The sequence below is a fragment of the Curtobacterium sp. A7_M15 genome, from assembly GCF_030705415.1.
In the GTDB taxonomy this organism is placed as follows: Bacteria; Actinomycetota; Actinomycetes; order Actinomycetales; family Microbacteriaceae; genus Curtobacterium.
The window spans coordinates 1-18,453 of sequence record NZ_JAUZED010000071.1 but is presented as its reverse complement, the minus strand read 5'-3'; the positions used below and the strand labels follow the sequence as shown (position 1 = coordinate 18,453).

Here is an 18,453-nt window from a genome sequence, read left to right as displayed (position 1 = left end):
GGGTGACGGCGGCGGTCCGGACGGGGGCGCGCGGGACCGGGCGACCGACGACGGCGCTCGTCCCGCCGGGGACGCGCGGGACACTCCGGACGCGGGGAAGGGCCGGACCGGGGCGCTCGCCTACACCGGCACGGAGGACCTCGGCGTGGTCGCGGCGGTCGCTGCCGTCGGGCTCGCGGCGGGAGCGACGTGCTGGTGGCTCGCTCGGCGTCGTGCAGGGCGGCGGACGGCGGAGGACGAGGCCGGGTCGACACCCCGTTGACCGCTGCTGGTTCGAGCATCCTCAGCGGCCGATCGCCCCGCGCGGTCGGCCGCTGCACCGCGCGGCGGTAGGATCGAACCACGATCCGCATGCCCGAAAGAGGTCTCGTGTCCGACTCCGTGGACGACCCCGGCCAGCGCGCGCGGTACTGGCCGATCCCCGTCCTCCGGGCCGTGCCAGCCGCGATCGTGGCCATCGTCATCACCTTCTCGTCCAACCACGCGGCGGGCTACGGCCTGCTGCTGTTCGGTGGGTTCGCGACGGTGGACGGACTCGTGCTGCTGCTCGCGGGCACGACCAGGCTCCCGTTCGACGGTCGCTCCCGCCGGACGACCCTCGTGCAGGCGGTGATCACGCTCGCTGCAGCGGTCGCCGCGTTCGCGTGCAACGGCTTCGGCCTGCCGGCCTTCATCGCGGTCGTCGTCGCCTTCGCCGTGCTCGCCGGGGCGCTCGAACTGACGCAGGGGCTGCGCGCCCGTGGGCGCTCGCCGTTCGCCCGCGACTGGACGACCGTCGGCGGGCTCACGCTGCTGCTCGCGATCGCCTTCCTGGTGACGCCGCCCGACTACTCGCAGGAGCTCGGTGGCGTGGAGCGGGTCACGGGCACCCTCGATGCCTCGATCGTCCTCGTCGGCCTGCTCGGCGCCTACCTCGCCATCACCGCGGTGTTCCACGTGATCGCCGGCCTCTCGCACAAGTGGGGAACGGCGGCTCCGGCCGCAGCCCCGGACGGAGCACCACACGCATGACCACCCCCAGCCGCCGCGACCGCCTGCGCCCGGTCGAGCTCCTCGGGATCTCCGCGATCGTCGCGGTCTTCACCGGGCTCGTCGTGCTGCTCGCCACGCGTGAGCTCCAGCTCGCCGCGATCTTCCTCGGCATCGCGTTCATCGTCGTCGTGGTCGTCCTCGCGATGCTGCAACTCGCGTCGACGAGCGACCAGGACGACAACGACATGCTCGGTGGCCACCGGACCCCGGGTGAAGGAGACGGCAACGACTTCCACTGAGTCGCACGCGGCCCCAGCGGTGCCGTCACGGCGGCCGTTCCAGGGCGACCCGGGCCTGCCGCAGCGGTACCGGCACCGGTACGTGATCCTCGCGGTCTGCTGCATGAGCCTGTTCATCGTCTCGATGGACGCCACCGTGGTGAACGTCGCGCTGCCCTCGATCGGGCGCGAGCTCGGCAGTTCGATCTCGGGACTGCAGTGGACGATCGACGCCTACACGCTCGTCCTCGCCAGCCTGCTGCTGCTCTCCGGTTCCACCGCCGATCGCATCGGCCGCCGGACCACCTTCCAGATCGGGCTCGCGCTCTTCACGGTGGGTTCGCTGCTCTGCTCGCTCGCACCCGGGGTGGGGTGGCTCGTCGTCTTCCGCATGGTCCAGGCGGTCGGCGGCTCGATGATGAACCCCGTCGCGATGTCGATCATCACCGCGACCTTCGACGACGCGAAGGAGCGCGCCCGGGCCGTCGGCGTCTGGGGTGCGGTCGTCGGGGTGTCCATGGGGCTGGGGCCGCTGGTCGGCGGCGCGCTGACGGACACCGTCGGCTGGCGCGCGATCTTCTGGATCAACGTGCCGATCGGCATCGCCGCGATCGTGCTCACGTTCCTGTTCGTCCCCGAGTCGAAGTCGCCGAAGCCCCGGCGGCTCGACCCCGTCGGCCAGGTGCTCGTGATCGTGCTCCTGGCGACGCTCGTCGGCGGGCTCATCGAGGGGCCGCGGCTCGGCTGGACGTCGCCGGCCGCCCTCGGGCTGTTCGTCCTCGCCGCCGCGGCGCTCGTCGTGCTCGTCGCCGTGGAACGCCGCCGCCGCGAACCGCTCATCGACGTCCGCTTCTTCCGGAGCATCCCGTTCTCGGCCGCCGTCGTGACCGCGATCGCCGCGTTCGGTGCGAACGGCGCGTTCCTGTTCCTCAACGCCCTCTACCTGCAGGAGGTCCGGGGCATGTCCCCGTTCGAGGCCGGCCTGTGGACGCTGCCCGCAGCGGTGGCGACGATGCTCGTCTCGCCGCTGTCCGGACGCCTGGTCGGGTCGATCGGCACCCGGGTCCCACTCGTGCTCGCCGGCCTCGGCGTCGGAGCTGCCGGGGCGGTCCTCACGACGATCGACGCCACCACACCGATCTGGGTGCTCGTCGTCGCGTTCGTGCTGTTCGGTTTCGGGTTCGGCATGGTGAACGCGCCGATCACGAACACGGCCGTCTCGGGCATGCCCCGCGCGCAGTCCGGATCCGCCGCTGCCGTCGCGTCGACGAGTCGGCAGACCGGGGTGTCGCTCGGGGTCGCACTCGCCGGCACCGTGACGGGGGCGAGCGCCGTGGCGACCGTCGGTGCCGGGTTCGCCGTCGACACGCACGCGATGTGGTGGATCGTCGTCGGCATCGGTGCGGGGATCGTCGCCGTCGGGTTCCTGTCGACCTCCGCGGCGGCGAAGCGGTCGGTGGCGGGGATCGCGCACCTCCTCGACGCCTGAGTCCCGCCCCGGCGACACGCCCGGGATCACGTTTTCGCCACGGTCCTGTCACGATCGCGCGTGCAGCCGACACCTCTGGAGTGAAGGAGGTGGGATGTGGACGTGACGACCGGCACCGACACGGACGAGGCGATCGTCCGTGCGATGGCACAGGGCGACAAGAGTGCGCTCGCCCGGGCGTTCGACCGGTACGCCGCCACCCTCACCCGCTACGCGTGGGCCCTCGTCGACGACCGGCAGGACGTCGAGGAGATCGTGCAGGACGCCTTCCTGACGCTGTGGCAGCGTGCCGAGACCCTCGAGCTCCCTGCGGACACGATGCTCCCGTGGCTGCTCGTCGTCTGCCGGAACCACGCGTTCAACACCGGCCGGAAGCAGGCCCGCCGCCGCACCGACAAACTCCCCGAGCAGCTCGCCGCACCCGAGGACCACGCCGAGGCCCGTGAACGCCTCCGCTGGGTCCGCGACGAGATCGCCGCGCTCCCCGAGACCGACCGACGCATCTGCGAGCTGTGCCTCCTCGAGGGGCACTCCTACGCCGAGGCCGCCGAGATGCTGGGCCTCAGCGTCGGCGCGGTCACCCAGCGGGTCTCCCGCTCCCGACGCCGACTGAAGAAGGTGGTGATGCACGATGAACACTGAGCCCCCCGAGGGAGACGACCTGCAGCGCATGCTCGTCTCGATGAAGCAGAACGTCCTCGAGCGTGCCACCCCGCGTCCGAAGCGGCGTCGGTTCCGCCCGGGCATCGCGCTCGGCATCGTCGGCCTGCTGGCGATCGGCACCGCGACCGGCGCCGTCGCCCTGACGCTGTCGCAGCAGGAGACGCCCGTCGCTGCACCGACCACGAGCCAGGCGCCGGAGTCCACGCCGTCGGTGACGACCCCGACCTCTGCTCCGATCACGCAGCGCCCGACACCGCGCCCGACCCCGACGCCCACACCGTCCGCGCTCCCGGTGGCCGACGTCCGGATCCCGGCCCTGTGTTCCTGGCTCGTGCCGCCCGGGGACGACATGAAGTTCTTCGGGCTCGTGAACCCCACGGAGTTCATCGTGGACGAGGACGGCGCGCACCCCTCCACCGCCCAGGAGCGGATCGACGGGCTCGTCGACCCGAAGGCCGGTCTGTCGTGTGCGTGGCAGAACGAAGGCGTCGTGGCGAACATCTCCGTGTCGGTGGCTCGGACGACGGCCGAGTACGCCGCCGATGCCGAGAACAGTGCCCGATCGCTCGGCGGCAGCTGTGACGAGCGGCTGGGCGGACGGATGTGCCAGGCCGACTTCGTGGCGCAGGGCCAGACGCTGCCGACGACGGAGACGACGTTCCTCCGCGGCGACATCCTCATCACGATCCAGCAGACCGACTTCCCGACGGACGGGCTCCTGCCCGCGATCGTCGGGGAGATCTGGGGGGACTGACGGCCTGGAGGCGCGTGGCGGGGACGACCCGCGCCTCCAGTCCGTCGGTGGGGAACGACCAGGGCCGGGCTGCTCAGCCGGCCTGCGCGACGACGTCGACGCGCGCCGCCACGATGTCGCGGGCCAGCGTGCGCACCGCTCGGTTCGGCTCCGGACTCGTGCGCATCGCGAGCCCGATGCGGAGCGGCTCCACCTCGTCCTCGAGTTCGAGCACCGCCCCGTCGTGGCGCACCCCGGAGTCCGGGACGACACCGACGCCGAGCCCGGCCGACGCGAACCGGATCACCGCGGGCATGTCGTTCATCTCAGCCACGATCCGCCGACGGATCCCGAGGCGCTCCAGCGCGGAGTCGAGGATGACCCGGTTGCCGAAGCCGTGCGCGGTGTCGATGAACGGCTCGTCGGCGAGTTGCGCGAGCGTGACGGAACCTCGGCGGGCGAGCGGGTGGTCCGCGGCCGTGAACACCCGGAACGGCATCTCGCGGAGCGGTTCGACCACCACGCCCGGCGGGACCGCGGGCAGGCCCGTGTAGGCGATGTCGAGCCGCCCCGCGACGAGGTCGTGGACGAGACCCGTCGTCCCGGAGGGCGAGGTCATGAGCTCCACCGCGACCAGCGGGTGGCGCTGCCGGAACTGCCGGAGCACGCCCGTGAGGTCGACGATGTCCATGCTCGTGAAGATGCCCAGCCGGACCCGCCCCCGCAGGTCGGCGTCGTCGACGGTCGCGAGGTCGCGCATCCGGTCGAGGGACTCCAGCACAGCCCGGGCGTGGGGGAGCAGGTCCTCGCCCGCGGTCGTCAGCACGAGGTGCCGTCCGGTGCGGTCGAAGAGCCGGACCCCCAGGCTCCGTTCGAGCGAGGCGATCCCCGCGGACACGGTGGACTGGGCCGCCCAGAGCCGTTCGGCGGCGCGGGTGACGCTGCCCTCGGCGGCGACGGTGACGAACTGTTCGAGCAGGCGGGTCTCCACCGACTCAGTATCGATCGGATCGATGGATCACATCAAGAGCATCCGTTGGACTCGATGTGCGTTCGGCGGCACCATCGGAGCATGTCAACCGCCACCGCTCCCATCGAGTTGCCCGCGCCGGCCAGCCTGCGCGCGGACGGGCACGTCGCCGCCCCGCGCGGCCGTCGGGCGCACACGCGCCGCCGTCACGGAGTCGGCTTCTGGGCCGTCGCCTTCGCCTTCCTCGCCGTCATGGCGTTCGCGACCGTGCCCGCGCCCCTCTACGTCATCTACCAGGCGCGTGACGGCTTCCCGACCTTCACGACGACCGTGGTCTTCGCGGCGTACGGCGTCGGCGTCGTCGGGTCCCTGTACCTCGCCGGACACCTCAGCGACGTGCACGGTCGGCGCCCGCTCATCCTCGTCTCGGTCGCGCTCGAGCTCGTCGCCGCGGTGCTCTTCCTGCTCTGGAACGACGTCAGCGGCCTCATCGTCGCCCGGCTCGTGACCGGCCTCGGGGTCGGCCTCCTGACCGCGACGGCGACCGCGCACCTCGGCGAACTGCGGGTCCGGGCGACCGGTTCGCAGTCGTCGGCCAGCGGGGCGGGTGTGGTCGCGGGGGTCGTGAACCTCGGCGGCCTGTCGCTCGGCGCCCTCGTCGGAGGAGCGCTCGCCGAGTTCGTCGGGCAGCCGCTCATGGTGCCCTACGTGGTGTTCGTCGTGGCGCTGGTCATCGCGTTCGTCGTGGTGCTCGCCGCCCCGGAGACCGTCGACCGTCCCACATCGCCCGTTCCCTACCGTCCGCAGTGCCTGCAGGCACCGGAGGGACAGGCCGGAGCCTTCTGGACCGCCGGCACGGCAGCGTTCGCCGCGCTCGCCGTGCAGGGACTCTTCACCTCGGTCGCGCCGACGTTCCTCGGGACGACCTTCCACGTGACCGACCGTCTCGCCGCCGGTGCCACCACGTTCGGCGTGTTCGCGGCGAGCTCGGTGTCGCAGATCGTGTTCGCCCGGCTGTCGCAGCGGGCGCAGATCCGCCTCGGGATGGCGCTGCTCGTCGGCGGTCTGGTCGTCCTGGCCGGCGCCGCGGTGGTGCTGCAGGTGGCTGGGTTCATCGGCGGCGGGATCGTCGCGGGAGCCGGGGTCGGGCTGCTGTTCCGAGCGTCGATCGGCAGCGCGGGCGCACTCGTCGGGCCCTCGCAGCGGGGCGGTGTCCTCGCCGCGACGTTCCTCATCGCCTACGCCGGGTTGACCGTCCCCGTCGTGGCGGTCGGCGCCGCACTCCTCGTGCTGCCGACACTGCCGGTGCTGCTCGGGTACGTCGTGTTCGTGGCGGTGCTCGCGATCGTCGCCGGGACGCGCCTGGCAGCGCGGGCCTGAGCGCAGGTCCGCGGCCCGCGCGTTGGTCCGACTGCGGCCATCGGTCGGTCCAGGAGGCGCGACACCCGTCCGGCATACTGGGCGCGTGTCCCAGAAGCGCAACCGTTCCGTCATCACCGGGGTCGCCGCCGTGCTGGCCGCCGGCCTCGTGGCCGGTGGCGTCGCGCTGACGGCGCAGCGCGGTGCGGACGACCCGGTGCTCGGTGGCGCGGAGGTCAGCGTCGTCCCGAGTGCGACCGCAGCCGGGGGTGCGACGAAGGACGGCACGGTGACGATCACCCGCACCGGCCCGGACCTGCCCGGCGACGACGTCCTCGACCGCTGCGACACGAGCACCCGCGAGACCGTGGCGCGGTACGACACCGACGCGCTCGGCACGGTCGTGCTGCAGTGCGGCAACTCCGGACAGGGCTACGAGCACATCCGCGTTCGCCACACCGCGGACTGGGAGGACGTCGTGACCGGCCACGGCTCCCGGGACTGGGACGACGCGATGCTCACCGCGGTGCAGTCCGCCCTCGAGGCACCGGCGACGGGGTACCCGCAGGGCGCCGGCGACGGCAAGGTCTGCTACGCCGCACCGGTGCGGTTCGACGACGGGTCGCGGCCCTCGGCGGAGCCGTTCGTCCGCGTGATCGTGTCCGCCACCACCGACCGTGTGATCACGGCGTTCCCCACGAGCGACGGCGGCTGCTGAGCGCGGCGGGCGGCGGCGGGGGCGCGTCGGTCGGGCGGGGGCGCGTAGGGCGGGGCCGTCGGGCGTCGAGTCCGTACGACATCGTCGTTGTCGTACGACGTCGACGACGTCGTTGTTTGTCAGCGCGGGTAGTTGCACGCGCGGCGGAGCGACATCGTCGTTGTCGTACGACGTCGACAACGTCGTTCCGGGTCCGCACCACACCACACCCGCACCAGGCCAGCCGCGCCGCGCCGTACCCCACCCGGCACCCCGCACCCCCTACGCGTGCACCTCGTGCTCGTGCCGCCGGTGCGACGCCGGCTCCAGCTGGAAGGTCGAGTGCTCCACGGGGACGTCGAAGTGCTCCGCGACGCACTGCTGCAGCTCGTCGAGGATCCTCGGGGCGTGCGCCGTCGAGAAGCACTCGTCGTCCACCACCACGTGCGCGGTCAGGTTCGGCACCCCGGTCGCCACCAGCGTCGCGTGCAGGTCGTGCACGGCGATCACGTGGTCGAGCTCGAGGATGTGCCCCCGCACGTCGTCGAGGTCGAGCCCCGGAGGCGTCGACTCGAGCAGCACGTTCGCGGTCTCGCGCAGCAGTCTGATCGCCCGCGGCAGGATGAGCAGCCCGATGAGGATCGCCGCGACCGAGTCCGCGCGCTCCCACCCGGTCAGCATGAGGACGACCGCGGCGGCGATGACCGCGACGGAGCCGAGGGTGTCGTTCAGGACCTCGAGCCGGGCAGCTCGCGAGGTGAACCCCTCGCCGGAGGCCCGCAGCAGCACCGCGTACGCCACGAGGTTGCCGACCAGCCCGATGACCCCGAAGACCAGCAACGGCCCGGAGTGGATCTCGGCCGGCACGAACAGCCGCTGGACCGCCGAGATGATCACGTAGACACCGACGGCGAGCAGGATCGCGGCCTGCGCCGTTGCCCCGAGCACCTCAGCACGCTGGAAGCCCCACGTACGCTGCGCCGTCGGCGACCGTCGCGCGAGGCGGGTTGCGACGAGCCCGATCCCGAGCCCACCGGTGTCGACCACCATGTGCCCGGCGTCGACGAGCAGGGCGAGGGACCCGGTCACCACGGCGCCGACCACCTCGGCCAGCAGGATCGTCGCCGAGATGCAGAACGCGATGAGCAGCGCCCGCTCGGACGCGTGCCCGTGCGCGTGCGCGTGCCCGGCTCCGTGGTCGTGTCCCATGCGCCTCATCGTAGGGACCCGCACCGACGACGTGCCAGGATCGGGACGTGACCCGGTCGCCCTACGAGCTGTCCACACCGGCCGAGGTGCTGGCCCGGTTGCACCCGCGGCTGTCGACGTACTTCGGTCCCATCCCGCCCGGGCACGTCGGCCGCGGCGAGGGCGTCTTCGACGTCGTCGGTACGCCCCGCCGGTGGCTCTGGCCGGTGCTCGCGTGGTTCGCCCGCGACGCCGTCCTGTTCCCGGTCTGGGAACGGCACGTGCCGTTCACCGTCGAGAACCGCCCGGCTCGCGTCGGTCGCGGACCGGTGGTCCAGGAGGCGCAGATCGCCGTCCGCGCGCACCGCACCTTCCGGTTCCGCTCCGGCAGCCGCACGATGGTGGACGCCATCACCGCCGGACCCGAGGGCCTCGTCGACCACCTCGGTCGCCGCGGGCGCGTCAGCGCCCTGCTCCGGGCCGAGGTCGACGCGCACGGGCCGGACGCGGGCGCCCTGCGCCTGGTCTCCACCCGCGTGTCGTTCCGTGCGCTGGGACGCGAGCTGCGCCTCCCGGAACGGATCGCACCGCGTGTGACGCTCGTGGAACGATTCGATGACGAAGCCGACGTCCAGCGCGTGTCCCTGGTGCTCTCGGCCCCGGTGGTCGGCACGCTGTACCGGTACGAGGGGGCGTTCCGGTACGAGATCGCGCCGGACACAGGACGGGGATGAGATGAGCGACCACAAGGGCCGAGCGGTGATCGCGGGAGCGAGCGGCTTCGTCGGACGGTACCTGCAGGGCGCTCTCCGCGACGAGGGCTACCAGGTCGTCACGATCGGCCGCACGGGCGACGCCGTGTGGGGCAACACCCTCCGGATCCGTGAACTCGTCGACGGGGCTGCCCTCGTCGTGAACATGGCGGGCAAGAGCGTGAACTGCCGCTACGGACGGCGGAACCGCGCCGAGATCATCCGCTCCCGGGTCGACACCACGCTCGAGCTGGCCGAGGCGATCCGGACGAGCGAGCACCCGCCGCCGCTGTGGGTGAACGCCTCCACCGCGACCATCTACCGGCACGCCGACGACCGCCCGCAGGACGAGGCGACGGGCGAGCTCGGCGAGGGGTTCTCGGTCTCGGTGGCGAAGGCGTGGGAGGACGCCCTCTTCGCGGCGGACCTGCCCGGTACCCGTCGCGTGGCGCTCCGGATGGCGATCGTCTTCGGCGACGGCAGCGCGCTCGTGCCGTTGCTCCGGCTGGCGCAGGCGGGACTGGGCGGACCGCAGTACGACGGTCCGTGGTTCCCGACCCGCTCGCGGCTCCGTGCCGGTACGTACCACCACGACCGGCACACCCGGGGTCGCCAGCGCTTCAGCTGGGTGCACATCGCCGACGTCCTCGGGGCGATCCGCTTCGTCCGCGACCACGAGGACATCGACGGCGCGGTCAACGTGTCGAGCCCGAACCCGTCGGACAACCGCACCGTGATGGCCACCATCCGTGACGCCGTCGGTCGCCGTTTCGGGCTCCCGACGTGGCGGTGGATGCTCGAGATCGGGTCGTTCGCGATCCGTACCGAGACCGAGCTCGTGCTGAAGAGCCGGTGGGTGGTGCCGACGCGCCTGGTTGAGGCCGGGTACGAGTTCCGTTACCCGCACCTGCGCGGGGCACTCGCCGGCATCATCGCGGAGCGTCGGCAGCACCGGGGCTGAGCGCGGGCGCGGGCGCAGGCTCCGGCGCGGGTGTTGCCCCGGACGTGGGCGCGGGCGCGGGCTCGGTGTCATCGACGAGGTCGCGTGAACTGCCGCCCGGGGCGTCGGCGGTCGGCACTCCGTGCGACCTCGGCGGAGCGTCCGCGGCGTGTGGTGCGACCCCGAGCGGCGACGGAGCCGGGCGGGACTGCGCCGTTCGGGGACGCGCGGGCCGGGACGACCACAGCACGGCGGCCACCACGACGACCCCGGCCGTGATCTCCACCGCGTCCGGAACCTCCCCGAACGCCACCCACGAGGCGAGCACCCCGACCACGGGCACGAGCATCGAGAACGGCGCGACCGTGCTCGACGGGTACGCCGCCATCAGCCGCGACCAGATGCCGTACCCGACGAGGGTCGCCACCAGCACGATGTAGAGCAGCCCGAGGTCCGCCGGCAGCGCCTGGGCCGTGAACGCCGTCCCGAGCGCGGTGCCGATGCGCGAGGGTCCCTCGACGACGAACGACAGGACGGCCATCGGGACCGGCGGCACGATCGACCACCAGAGCGTCAGGTGCAGCGGGTTGGCCGCCCCGGCCCGGCGGGTCGCGACGTTGCCGATCGCCCACCCGAGCGCCCCGCACAGCGCGAGCACGACGGGCAGCAGCGCCGCTGCCTGCGCCCGGTGCACGGCGATCGCGGCCAGGGCGGCCACCGCGATCGTGACGCCGACCACCTGCCGACCGGTGAGCCGCTCCCGCAGGAACACCCCGGCGAGCACCACCGTGAACGGCGCCGACGCCTGGAGCACGAGTGACGCCAGCCCGGACGGGAGCCCTGCCGCCATGCCGAGGTAGAGGAACGCGAACTGCAGGACCCCGAGCCCGGCACCGACGAGCACGAGCCGCCCGAACGGGATCCGGGGGCGGGGGACGAGCAGCACCGTCGGCACCGCGAGCAGCGTGAACCGGATCGCGGCGAGCAGGAACGGCGGGAAGTGCTCGAGGGCGAGGGCCGTCGCGGGGAAGTTGAGTCCCCACACGACGGCGACGACCACGGCGAGGAGTCGGTCACGGGTGCGCACGGGTCGATCGTGGCGCAGCGGGACCGTTCAGCACCAGCGAAGAGTTCCGAAGCAACGTTGTAGGCTCCCTGCATGGTCGGGTTCGACGTGCAGCTCCTCGCCGTCCTCCGCGAGCTCGCCGAGCGGGGGAGCGTCACCGCCGTCGCCGAGGCCACGCACCGCACGCCCAGCGCCGTCTCGCAGCAGCTCCGGACCCTGCAACGCCAGGTCGGCGTCCCGCTCGTCGAACGGGTGGGCCGCGGGGTCCGGCTCACGGAGCACGGTCGGGTGCTCGCCGGGCTCGCGAACGGGGTCGCGACGGCGATCGCCACGGTGGACGCAGCGTGGCGGGAACACCTCGGCGGGGCGACCGGACGGGTCGACCTCGCCGTCTTCCCGTCGGCTGCGGAGCTCCTGCTGCCCGGCCTGCTCACGCGGATGCGCGAGCACCCCGGCATCGAACTGGTCCTCGTCGACGTCGACGTCAGCGAGGACGCGTTCGGCCCCCTCGCCGCCGACCACGACGTCGTCATCGGGCACCGGCCGGACGGCGCCCCGCCCGCCGGTCGGGAAGCCCTCGAGACCGTGCCGCTCCTGCGCGAACCGCTCGACGTCGCGCTCCCGCTCGACCACCGGCTGGCCTCCCGGGAACGCGTCCGCATCGACGACGTCGTGGGCGAGTCGTGGATCGGCGTGCCGGTGAGCTACCCGATCGACCGGGTGCTCACCGCCATGGCGGCGGCGACGGACACGCCGCCGAGCGTGGGCTTCCGGACGATCCACCTCCCCGTCATCGAGAACCTCGTCGTCGCCGGGCACGGGGTCGCACTCGTGCCGCGGTACACCTCGGGGACCCGGGCGTCGGGTCGCTTCCACCTGGCCGAGCTCGCCGACGTCCGGGCGGGGCGGCGGATCGAGGCGCTCGTCCGGCCGGACCGCGCGGTCCGCCCCGTGGTCCGGACGGTCCTGGAGGCGCTGGTCGCCGAGGCCCTGGACGTCACCACCTGAGGCGGTGACGCTGGCGGCGGGGCCGACCCGCGCCTCTCCCCACCGGCACGGCCTGCCCGCCGCGGGCGCGTCGGTCAGGAACCGGCGGCGTGGGCCCAGTCCGACGCGCCGTGACCGGCGCGACGTCAGACGTCGAGGTGGTCGACCAGCTCGTCCGCGAGCCCGGTGTAGGTCGCGGGGGTCAGGTTCGTCAACCGGGCCTTCGCACCCGACGAGATGTCGAGCCCGTTCACGAACGCGACGAGCTCCGCCTGCCCGATCCGCTTGCCGCGCGTGAGCTCCTTGAGCATCGCGTACGGGTCCTCGATGTTCGACTGCCCGGCGGTGACCTCGGCGCGGATGACCGTCTGGATCGCCTCGGCGAGGACCTCCCAGTTGTGGTCGAGGTCCTCGGCGAGACGGACCTCGTTCACGGCGATCTCGCCCAGTCCGCGGCGCAGGTTGTCGAGCGCGAGCAGCGAGTGCCCGAACGCGACGCCGATGTTGCGCTGCGTGGTCGAGTCGGTGAGGTCGCGCTGGAGTCGCGACGTCACGAGCGTCTCGGACAGCGTGGAGAACAGCGCGGACGAGATCTCGAGGTTCGCCTCGGCGTTCTCGAACCGGATCGGGTTGATCTTGTGCGGCATGGTCGACGAACCAGTGGCACCCGCCACCGGGATCTGCGTGAAGTACCCCATCGAGATGTAGGTCCACACGTCGGTCGCGAGGTTGTGCAGGATGCGGTTCGCGTGACGCACCCGGTCGTAGAGCTCGGCCTGCCAGTCGTGCGACTCGATCTGCGTCGTGAGCGGGTTCCAGGTGAGCCCGAGGCCCTCGACGAACTCGCGGGACAGCGCGGGCCAGTCCGCCTCGGGGTCGGCCGCGAGGTGCGCCGAGAACGTGCCGGTCGCGCCGGAGAACTTGCCGAGGTACTCGCCGCCCTCGATCTGGGACAGCACGCGCTCGAGGCGGTACACGACGACGGCGAGCTCCTTGCCCAGGGTCGTCGGCGTCGCCGGCTGCCCGTGCGTGTGCGAGAGCATCGGGACGCTCTTCAGCTCGTCGGCCAGCTCGCGGAGCTTCGCGAGCACGGCCTTGAACGCCGGCAGCCACACCTGGTCGACGGTGTCCCGGACGGTCAGCGCGTACGAGAGGTTGTTCACGTCCTCGCTCGTCGCGGCGAAGTGCGTGAGCTCGGCGATCGCGTCGAGCCCGAGCTCGGACAGACGGCGACGGACGAAGTACTCGACCGCCTTGACGTCGTGCCGTGTCGTGGCCTCGATCTCGGCGAGCTCGGCGATCTGCTCGTGGCCGAAGGTCTCCACGACCCGGCGGAGCGCCGCCTTGTCGTCGACGCTGAGCGGCGACGTGGTGAACATCGCGTGGTCGGTCAGGAAGATGAGCCACTCGACCTCGACCACGATGCGCGCTCGGTTGAGCCCGGCCTCGGAGAGGTGCTCGCCCACCGTGTGCACGATCGGGTAGTAGCGCCCGTCGAGCGGGCTGATCGGCTGCGGGGGAAGGGGGGTCATGGGGCTCCCTGACGGACTGCCGGCTCGAGCTGGTGGAAGAGCCCCCGGCAGGCCCGCTCGATGGTCGAGAGCACTCGGTCGAACTCGTGCCGGTCCGCGTAGTACGGATCGGGCACGTCGGTCTGCTGGGGCCAGGCGTCGTCGTACCGCAGCAGGAGCGTCACCTTCGCGGCGTCGTCCATGGTCGGTGCCCACGATCGCAGGACGCGTTCGTGGGAGCGATCGAGTGCGACCACCAGGTCGAGGTCCGGGAACCGGTCCGGGTCGAACTGGCGGGCGCGATGCCTGCTCCCATCGTATCCGCGCGCTGCGAGTGCTGCGATCGTGCGCTCGTCGGCGGGTTCGCCGACGTGCCAGTCGCCGGTGCCGGCGGACTCGACGTGGAACCGGTCGGACATCCCGGCGTCCGCCGCGAGCTGCGCGAAGACGATGCCGGCCATGGGGGAGCGGCAGATGTTGCCACTGCAGACGAACGAGACCCGGAACGGGGCGTCGGCGTCCGAGGTCATGGGGACATCATGGCGCAGGGAGCGTCCGTCCGCGACGCCGCCGGGATCAGGAGGCGCGGTGCCGGTCCGGTCGTCGGCCCGCCGCGACGGTGCGCTCGCCGACGCGTCCGCGGCCAGCGTCACGCGCGCGGGCGGTTCAGCACCGGCCGCACGAACAGGCCGATCAGCCACGCGAACACCGCGAGCACGAAGGCGCCGACGATGCCCCAGCCGAACGACTCGACCTGCAGCCCGAAGCCGAAGGCGTCCGAGATCCCGGCGACGATGAGCAGCAGGATCGCGTTCACGACGAACGAGATGAGGCCGAGCGTGAGGATGTAGATCGGGAAGGCCACGATCCGGATGATCGTGCCGATGACCGCGTTCACGAGGCCGAACACGAACGCCACGAGCAGGTAGGTGAGCACGGTGGCCGTGGTGCCGCCGTCGCCGAAGGGCGTGACGGAGACGCCGCTGACGATGAGCGTGGTGAGCCAGAGCGCGACGGCGTTGACGACGAGGCGGACGAGGAATCGCATGCGCCCATGATGCCCTCCGGTACCCGCGGAGTGGCCGGTAGCCTGGTCCCGTGACTGACGAGCGCGTGCACATCCGGCCCGAGATCGCCGTCTTGCCGGCCTACAAGCAGGGACGGCAGGCCGCGGCGGACGCCTTCAAGCTGTCGAGCAACGAGAACCCGTTCCCGCCGCTGCCCGGCGTCGTCGAGGCGGTGCAGGCGCAGACCGCGTTCAACCGCTACCCCGACGCCACCGCCCTCGCCGTCCGGGCCGTGCTCGCGAACCGCTTCGGCACCACCGTCGACGAGGTCCACGTCGCCCCCGGCAGCGTCGCGATCCTGCACGAGCTCGCCAAGGCCACCTCCGGCCCGGGCGACGAGATCGTCTACGCGTGGCGTTCCTTCGAGGCCTACCCGGGCGTCGTCACGGTCGCCGGTGCCACCAGCGTGCAGGTGCCGAACCGCCCCGACGGCGGACACGACCTCGACGCGATGGCCGCCGCGGTCACCGAGCGGACCCGCCTCGTGATCGTCTGCACGCCGAACAACCCGACCGGCCCGATCGTGACCGGCACCGAGTTCGAGGCGTTCATGGCGCAGGTGCCGTCCACCGTCCTCGTGGTCCTCGACGAGGCCTACGCCGAGTTCGTCACCGAGCCGACGGCCGTGCGGGGTGCCCCGCTGCTCGAGCGGTACCCGAACCTCGTCGTCCTCCGCACCTTCTCGAAGGCCTACGGGCTTGCCGGACTCCGGGTCGGGTACGCCCTCGGCCCGGCGTACGTGCTCGACGCCGTACGTGCCTGCGCCATCCCGCTCTCGGTCACGGCGCAGGGGCAGGCTGCGGCGCTCGCGAGCCTCGAGCGTGAGACCGAACTGCTCGAGCGCGTGTCCGAGATCGCCGCCCTCCGCGACCGCATCGTCACGTCGCTCCGGGAGCAGGGCTGGGACGTGCCCGACGCCCAGGGCAACTTCGTGTGGCTGCCGACCGGCGAGCTGACCGCCCACGCGACGGAGCGCTTCGAGCAGGCCGGCATCATCGTCCGCGCCTTCGGGAACGAGGGCATCCGCATCTCGATCGGGGAGCACGAGGCTGTGGGAACGCTCCTCGAAACCGCGCGGTCGCTTGTGGGGGACCTCCAGGTAGCGCCGTAGTCGCTGCCGCTACGCTGGCCCGCATGTCATTCCGCGCCGCGGCTCCCGCGACGACCACCATCCGGCTCCTCGACCCCGAGGGCCGGTTCGTGGAGACCGACGACAACGCCGAGTTCGCCGCCGCCGCGCGGGCGATCCCGGACGAGACCCTGCTGGCGATGCACCGCCGCATGGTCCTCACCCGTCGGTTCGACCACGCCGGTCACAACCTCCAGCGCACCGGTCAGCTCGGCCTCTGGGTGCCGAGCCACGGGCAGGAAGCGGCGCAGACCGGCTCCGCCTTCGCGCTCCGTGCGCAGGACCACGTGTTCCCGTCGTACCGCGAGCACGCCGTCACGATGCACCGCGGCGTCGAGCCGATGGAGATCATCGCGATGTACCGCGGCCAGACCCACGGCGGCTGGGACCCGGACGAGCGCGGCAACACGCACGTCTCGACCCTCGTGATCGGTTCCCAGACGCTGCACGCCACCGGGTACGCGCTCGGCCAGAAGCTCGACGGCGACGTCGGCACCGGTGACCCCGAGCGCGACGCGTGCTCGATCGTCTACTTCGGCGACGGTGCGACCAGCCAGGGCGACGTGAACGAGGCCTACGTCTTCTCGGCCTCGACGAAGGCCCCGGTCGTCTTCTTCCTGCAGAACAACCACTGGGCGATCTCGGTCCCGGTGTCGACGCAGTCGCAGACCCCGCTCGTCGACCGTCCGCGCGGGTTCGGGATCCCGAGCGTCCTGGTCGACGGCAACGACATCCTGGCGTCCTACACGGCTTCCGTCGTCGCGACCGACCACGCCCGCAGCGGGCAGGGCCCCGCGTTCGTCGAGGCCGACACCTACCGCATCGGTGCGCACACGAGCTCCGACGACCCGAGCCGGTACCGGGCCGACGGGGAGCTCGAGGACTGGGTCCGCCGCGACCCGATCGTCCGGTCCGAGGCCTACCTGCGCTCCAAGGGCGCGACCGACGAGCAGTTCGCCGCGTTCGACGCGGAGGGCGAAGACCTCGCCGCCGACGTCCGCCGCCGTACGGTGGCGCTCACCCCGCCGTCCGTCGACGTCATGTTCGACAGCGTCTACCGCGAGCCGCACCCGGCGATCGCCGAGCAGAAGGCCTGGCTCGAACAGTACGAGGCCGGCTTCGAGGGGAGCGCCCACGCATGAGCACCACCGAGCAGCTCTTCGACTACACGCTCCGTTCCCACCCGGGCGCCGGCGAGGTCCCGAGCGACCCCACCCCGACCCTGACGATGGCCAAGGCGCTCAACGCCGGGCTCGCCGCCGCGATGCAGGCGGACGACAAGGTCCTGCTCATGGGCGAGGACATCGGCGCACTCGGTGGCGTGTTCCGCATCACCGAGGGTCTGCAGGAGAAGTTCGGCCCCGAGCGGGTGCGGGACACCCCGCTCGCCGAGTCGGGGATCATCGGCACCGCGATCGGTCTGGCCCTGCGCGGGTACCGCCCGGTCGTCGAGATCCAGTTCGACGGATTCGTCTGGCCGGGCTTCGACCAGATCACCTCGCAGCTCGCGAAGATGCAGAACCGACTGCCGGCGCACATGTCGCTGCCCGTCGTCATCCGCATCCCGTACGGCGGGCACATCGGCGCCGTGGAGCACCACCAGGAGTCGCCCGAGGCGTACTTCGCGCACACCGCGGGCCTCCGGGTCGTGAGCCCGAGCACCCCGAACGACGCCTACTGGATGATCCAGGAGGCGATCGCGTCGAAGGACCCGGTGGTCTTCCTCGAGCCGAAGTCGCGCTACTGGCCGAAGGGCCAGGTCGACCTCGTCGACGGCCACGTGCCGATGCACACCACCCGCGTCGCGCGCACCGGCACCGAGGTCACCCTCGTCGGCCACGGGGCGATGGTCGCGACGCTCATGCAGGCGGCGGAGATCGCCGAGGCCGAGGGCACCAGCTGCGAGGTCATCGACCTGCGGTCGATCTCCCCGATCGACTGGGAGCCGCTCCTCGCCTCCGTGCGGAAGACCGGTCGCCTGGTCATCGCACAAGAGGCCTCCGGGTTCGTCAGCGTCGGCAGCGAGATCGCCGCGACCGTCGCTGAGCGGGCGTTCTACACGATGCAGGCGCCGCCGCTCCGGGTCTCCGGGTTCGACGTTCCGTTCCCGGTGTCGAAGCTGGAGCACCTCCACCTGCCGGACGCCGACCGCGTCCTCGAGGCCGTCGACCGCGCCCTCGCCTACTGACATCCGTCCCGTGCCCGACCAGAACGCCGAAGGAGCCGTAGTGGCCGTCGCCGAATTCCCCCTGCCCGACGTGGGCGAGGGCCTCACCGAGGCCGAGATCGTGCAGTGGCGCGTGGCGATCGGTGACGAGATCAGGATCGACCAGGTGCTGGTCGAGATCGAGACGGCGAAGTCGCTCGTCGAGCTGCCGTCGCCGTTCGCCGGTACGGTCACGGGGCTGCTCGTGTCCGAGGGCGACACGGTCGAGGTCGGCAAGCCGATCATCCGGGTCGAGTCGGACGCGCAGGTCGCGTCCGGTGCGCCGGTCGCCGGTCCAGGAGGCGCGGCGCAGGTACGCGACAGCGTCCCGGCTTCCCCGGACGTCACGGCCACCCCGCCGGCTCCGGCTGCTCCCGCCGCACCGGTCGCGCAGACCCCCGCCGCTCCCGCTCCCGTCAGCGCGCCGACCCCGCCGCGGGCCGCCG

At 72.3% G+C, this 18,453-nt stretch carries 21 protein-coding genes; 15 read left to right on the top strand and 6 right to left on the bottom strand.

The features are described 5' to 3' along the window. From Q7F20_RS12865 to Q7F20_RS12840, 6 genes are all read left to right on the top strand, one after another. Positions 1-262, top strand: a 262-nt coding sequence (locus tag Q7F20_RS12865; RefSeq protein WP_305740476.1) for a hypothetical protein, incomplete at its 5' end; no start/stop codon positions are given. A 107-nt stretch (positions 263-369) separates the two neighbouring features. Beyond that, on the top strand, positions 370-1,011 hold the full coding sequence (locus Q7F20_RS12860; RefSeq protein ID WP_305740475.1) for a DUF308 domain-containing protein: 642 nt from the start codon (positions 370-372) through the stop codon (positions 1,009-1,011). Next, a complete protein-coding gene (locus Q7F20_RS12855) occupies positions 1,008-1,271 on the top strand; it encodes a hypothetical protein (RefSeq protein WP_305740474.1) in 264 nt (87 codons plus the stop codon). The genes Q7F20_RS12860 and Q7F20_RS12855 overlap by 4 nt, the downstream gene beginning before the upstream one ends. Then, positions 1,225-2,739: an MFS transporter gene (locus Q7F20_RS12850; RefSeq protein WP_305740473.1), complete on the top strand. Its 1,515-nt coding sequence runs from the start codon at positions 1,225-1,227 to the stop codon at positions 2,737-2,739. Before Q7F20_RS12855 ends, Q7F20_RS12850 begins: the two co-directional genes overlap by 47 nt. A 102-nt stretch (positions 2,740-2,841) precedes the next feature. Beyond that, positions 2,842-3,381, top strand: coding sequence for an RNA polymerase sigma factor (locus Q7F20_RS12845; RefSeq protein ID WP_305740472.1), 540 nt, complete (start codon positions 2,842-2,844; stop codon positions 3,379-3,381). After that, positions 3,371-4,156: a hypothetical protein gene (locus Q7F20_RS12840; RefSeq protein ID WP_305740471.1), complete on the top strand. Its 786-nt coding sequence runs from the start codon at positions 3,371-3,373 to the stop codon at positions 4,154-4,156. The genes Q7F20_RS12845 and Q7F20_RS12840 overlap by 11 nt, the downstream gene beginning before the upstream one ends. A gap of 73 nt (positions 4,157-4,229) precedes the next feature. Here Q7F20_RS12840 and Q7F20_RS12835 read toward each other — a convergent pair whose 3' ends face one another. Next, positions 4,230-5,126 (bottom strand): LysR family transcriptional regulator, encoded by an 897-nt coding sequence (locus tag Q7F20_RS12835; RefSeq protein WP_305740470.1) that lies wholly within the window; start codon positions 5,124-5,126, stop codon positions 4,230-4,232. A gap of 81 nt (positions 5,127-5,207) precedes the next feature. Between Q7F20_RS12835 and Q7F20_RS12830 the strand changes: the two genes are divergently transcribed. Beyond that, entirely contained in the window at positions 5,208-6,485 is a 1,278-nt protein-coding gene (locus Q7F20_RS12830) for an MFS transporter (protein WP_305740469.1), read from the top strand. Positions 6,486-6,570: 85 nt separating this feature from the next. Further along, positions 6,571-7,182, top strand: a complete 612-nt coding sequence (locus Q7F20_RS12825) for a hypothetical protein (protein ID WP_305740468.1) — start codon at positions 6,571-6,573, stop codon at positions 7,180-7,182. 261 nt (positions 7,183-7,443) lie between these two features. Here the strand turns inward: Q7F20_RS12825 and Q7F20_RS12820 are convergent, their stop codons facing one another. Next, on the bottom strand, positions 7,444-8,370 hold the full coding sequence (locus Q7F20_RS12820) for a cation diffusion facilitator family transporter (RefSeq protein WP_305740467.1): 927 nt from the start codon (positions 8,368-8,370) through the stop codon (positions 7,444-7,446). Between the two features lie 47 nt (positions 8,371-8,417). On the opposite strand from Q7F20_RS12820, the gene Q7F20_RS12815 reads away from it, so the two are divergent. Further along, positions 8,418-9,083: a DUF4166 domain-containing protein gene (locus tag Q7F20_RS12815; RefSeq protein ID WP_305740466.1), complete on the top strand. Its 666-nt coding sequence runs from the start codon at positions 8,418-8,420 to the stop codon at positions 9,081-9,083. Between the two features lies 1 nt (position 9,084). Further along, entirely contained in the window at positions 9,085-10,062 is a 978-nt protein-coding gene (locus Q7F20_RS12810) for an epimerase (RefSeq protein ID WP_305740465.1), read from the top strand. On the opposite strand, the gene Q7F20_RS12805 is transcribed toward Q7F20_RS12810, so the two are convergent. Then, positions 10,031-11,128 (bottom strand): EamA family transporter, encoded by a 1,098-nt coding sequence (locus tag Q7F20_RS12805; RefSeq protein ID WP_305740464.1) that lies wholly within the window; start codon positions 11,126-11,128, stop codon positions 10,031-10,033. The genes Q7F20_RS12810 and Q7F20_RS12805 overlap by 32 nt on opposite strands. 72 nt (positions 11,129-11,200) lie before the next feature. Between Q7F20_RS12805 and Q7F20_RS12800 the strand changes: the two genes are divergently transcribed. Further along, the gene (locus tag Q7F20_RS12800) at positions 11,201-12,115 is read left to right on the top strand and encodes a LysR family transcriptional regulator (protein WP_305740463.1); all 915 of its coding nucleotides are present in this window, start codon (positions 11,201-11,203) and stop codon (positions 12,113-12,115) included. 125 nt (positions 12,116-12,240) lie between these two features. Here Q7F20_RS12800 and purB read toward each other — a convergent pair whose 3' ends face one another. The 3 genes from purB to Q7F20_RS12785 all read right to left on the bottom strand — a co-directional run bounded on the left by purB (position 12,241) and on the right by Q7F20_RS12785 (position 14,653). Next, a complete protein-coding gene (gene purB / locus Q7F20_RS12795; protein ID WP_305740462.1) occupies positions 12,241-13,626 on the bottom strand; it encodes an adenylosuccinate lyase in 1,386 nt (461 codons plus the stop codon). Next, on the bottom strand, positions 13,623-14,135 hold the full coding sequence (locus Q7F20_RS12790) for a low molecular weight protein-tyrosine-phosphatase (protein WP_305740461.1): 513 nt from the start codon (positions 14,133-14,135) through the stop codon (positions 13,623-13,625). Before Q7F20_RS12790 ends, purB begins: the two co-directional genes overlap by 4 nt. Before the next feature lie 119 nt (positions 14,136-14,254). Continuing rightward, positions 14,255-14,653 (bottom strand): phage holin family protein, encoded by a 399-nt coding sequence (locus Q7F20_RS12785; protein WP_305740460.1) that lies wholly within the window; start codon positions 14,651-14,653, stop codon positions 14,255-14,257. 50 nt (positions 14,654-14,703) lie between these two features. On the opposite strand from Q7F20_RS12785, the gene Q7F20_RS12780 reads away from it, so the two are divergent. From Q7F20_RS12780 to Q7F20_RS12765, 4 genes are all read left to right on the top strand, one after another. Continuing rightward, entirely contained in the window at positions 14,704-15,783 is a 1,080-nt protein-coding gene (locus tag Q7F20_RS12780) for a histidinol-phosphate transaminase (RefSeq protein ID WP_305740459.1), read from the top strand. A 23-nt stretch (positions 15,784-15,806) separates the two neighbouring features. Continuing rightward, entirely contained in the window at positions 15,807-16,943 is a 1,137-nt protein-coding gene (locus tag Q7F20_RS12775; protein WP_305740458.1) for a thiamine pyrophosphate-dependent enzyme, read from the top strand. 86 nt (positions 16,944-17,029) lie between these two features. Continuing rightward, positions 17,030-17,989 carry an alpha-ketoacid dehydrogenase subunit beta gene (locus Q7F20_RS12770; RefSeq protein WP_305740477.1) on the top strand — a complete coding sequence of 320 codons (960 nt, stop codon included), beginning with the start codon at positions 17,030-17,032 and terminating at the stop codon, positions 17,987-17,989. A gap of 40 nt (positions 17,990-18,029) precedes the next feature. Next, positions 18,030-18,453 (top strand): biotin/lipoyl-containing protein (locus Q7F20_RS12765; RefSeq protein WP_305740457.1); only part of this gene is annotated, 424 nt, incomplete at its 3' end.

What these genes read in the sequence shown, in the direction of transcription:
- Q7F20_RS12855 (WP_305740474.1), top strand. Translation starts at nt 1,008, where the DNA reads ATGACCACCCCCAGCCGCCGCGACCGCCTGCGCCCGGTCGAGCTCCTC.
- Q7F20_RS12840 (WP_305740471.1), top strand. Translation starts at nt 3,371, where the DNA reads ATGAACACTGAGCCCCCCGAGGGAGACGACCTGCAGCGCATGCTCGTC.
- Q7F20_RS12830 (WP_305740469.1), top strand. Translation starts at nt 5,208, where the DNA reads ATGTCAACCGCCACCGCTCCCATCGAGTTGCCCGCGCCGGCCAGCCTG.
- Q7F20_RS12820 (WP_305740467.1), bottom strand. Translation starts at nt 8,370, where the DNA reads ATGGGACACGACCACGGAGCCGGGCACGCGCACGCGCACGGGCACGCG.
- Q7F20_RS12810 (WP_305740465.1), top strand. Translation starts at nt 9,085, where the DNA reads ATGAGCGACCACAAGGGCCGAGCGGTGATCGCGGGAGCGAGCGGCTTC.
- Q7F20_RS12800 (WP_305740463.1), top strand. Translation starts at nt 11,201, where the DNA reads ATGGTCGGGTTCGACGTGCAGCTCCTCGCCGTCCTCCGCGAGCTCGCC.
- purB (WP_305740462.1), bottom strand. Translation starts at nt 13,626, where the DNA reads ATGACCCCCCTTCCCCCGCAGCCGATCAGCCCGCTCGACGGGCGCTAC.
- Q7F20_RS12790 (WP_305740461.1), bottom strand. Translation starts at nt 14,135, where the DNA reads ATGACCTCGGACGCCGACGCCCCGTTCCGGGTCTCGTTCGTCTGCAGT.
- Q7F20_RS12785 (WP_305740460.1), bottom strand. Translation starts at nt 14,653, where the DNA reads ATGCGATTCCTCGTCCGCCTCGTCGTCAACGCCGTCGCGCTCTGGCTC.
- Q7F20_RS12775 (WP_305740458.1), top strand. Translation starts at nt 15,807, where the DNA reads ATGTCATTCCGCGCCGCGGCTCCCGCGACGACCACCATCCGGCTCCTC.
- Q7F20_RS12770 (WP_305740477.1), top strand. Translation starts at nt 17,030, where the DNA reads ATGGCCAAGGCGCTCAACGCCGGGCTCGCCGCCGCGATGCAGGCGGAC.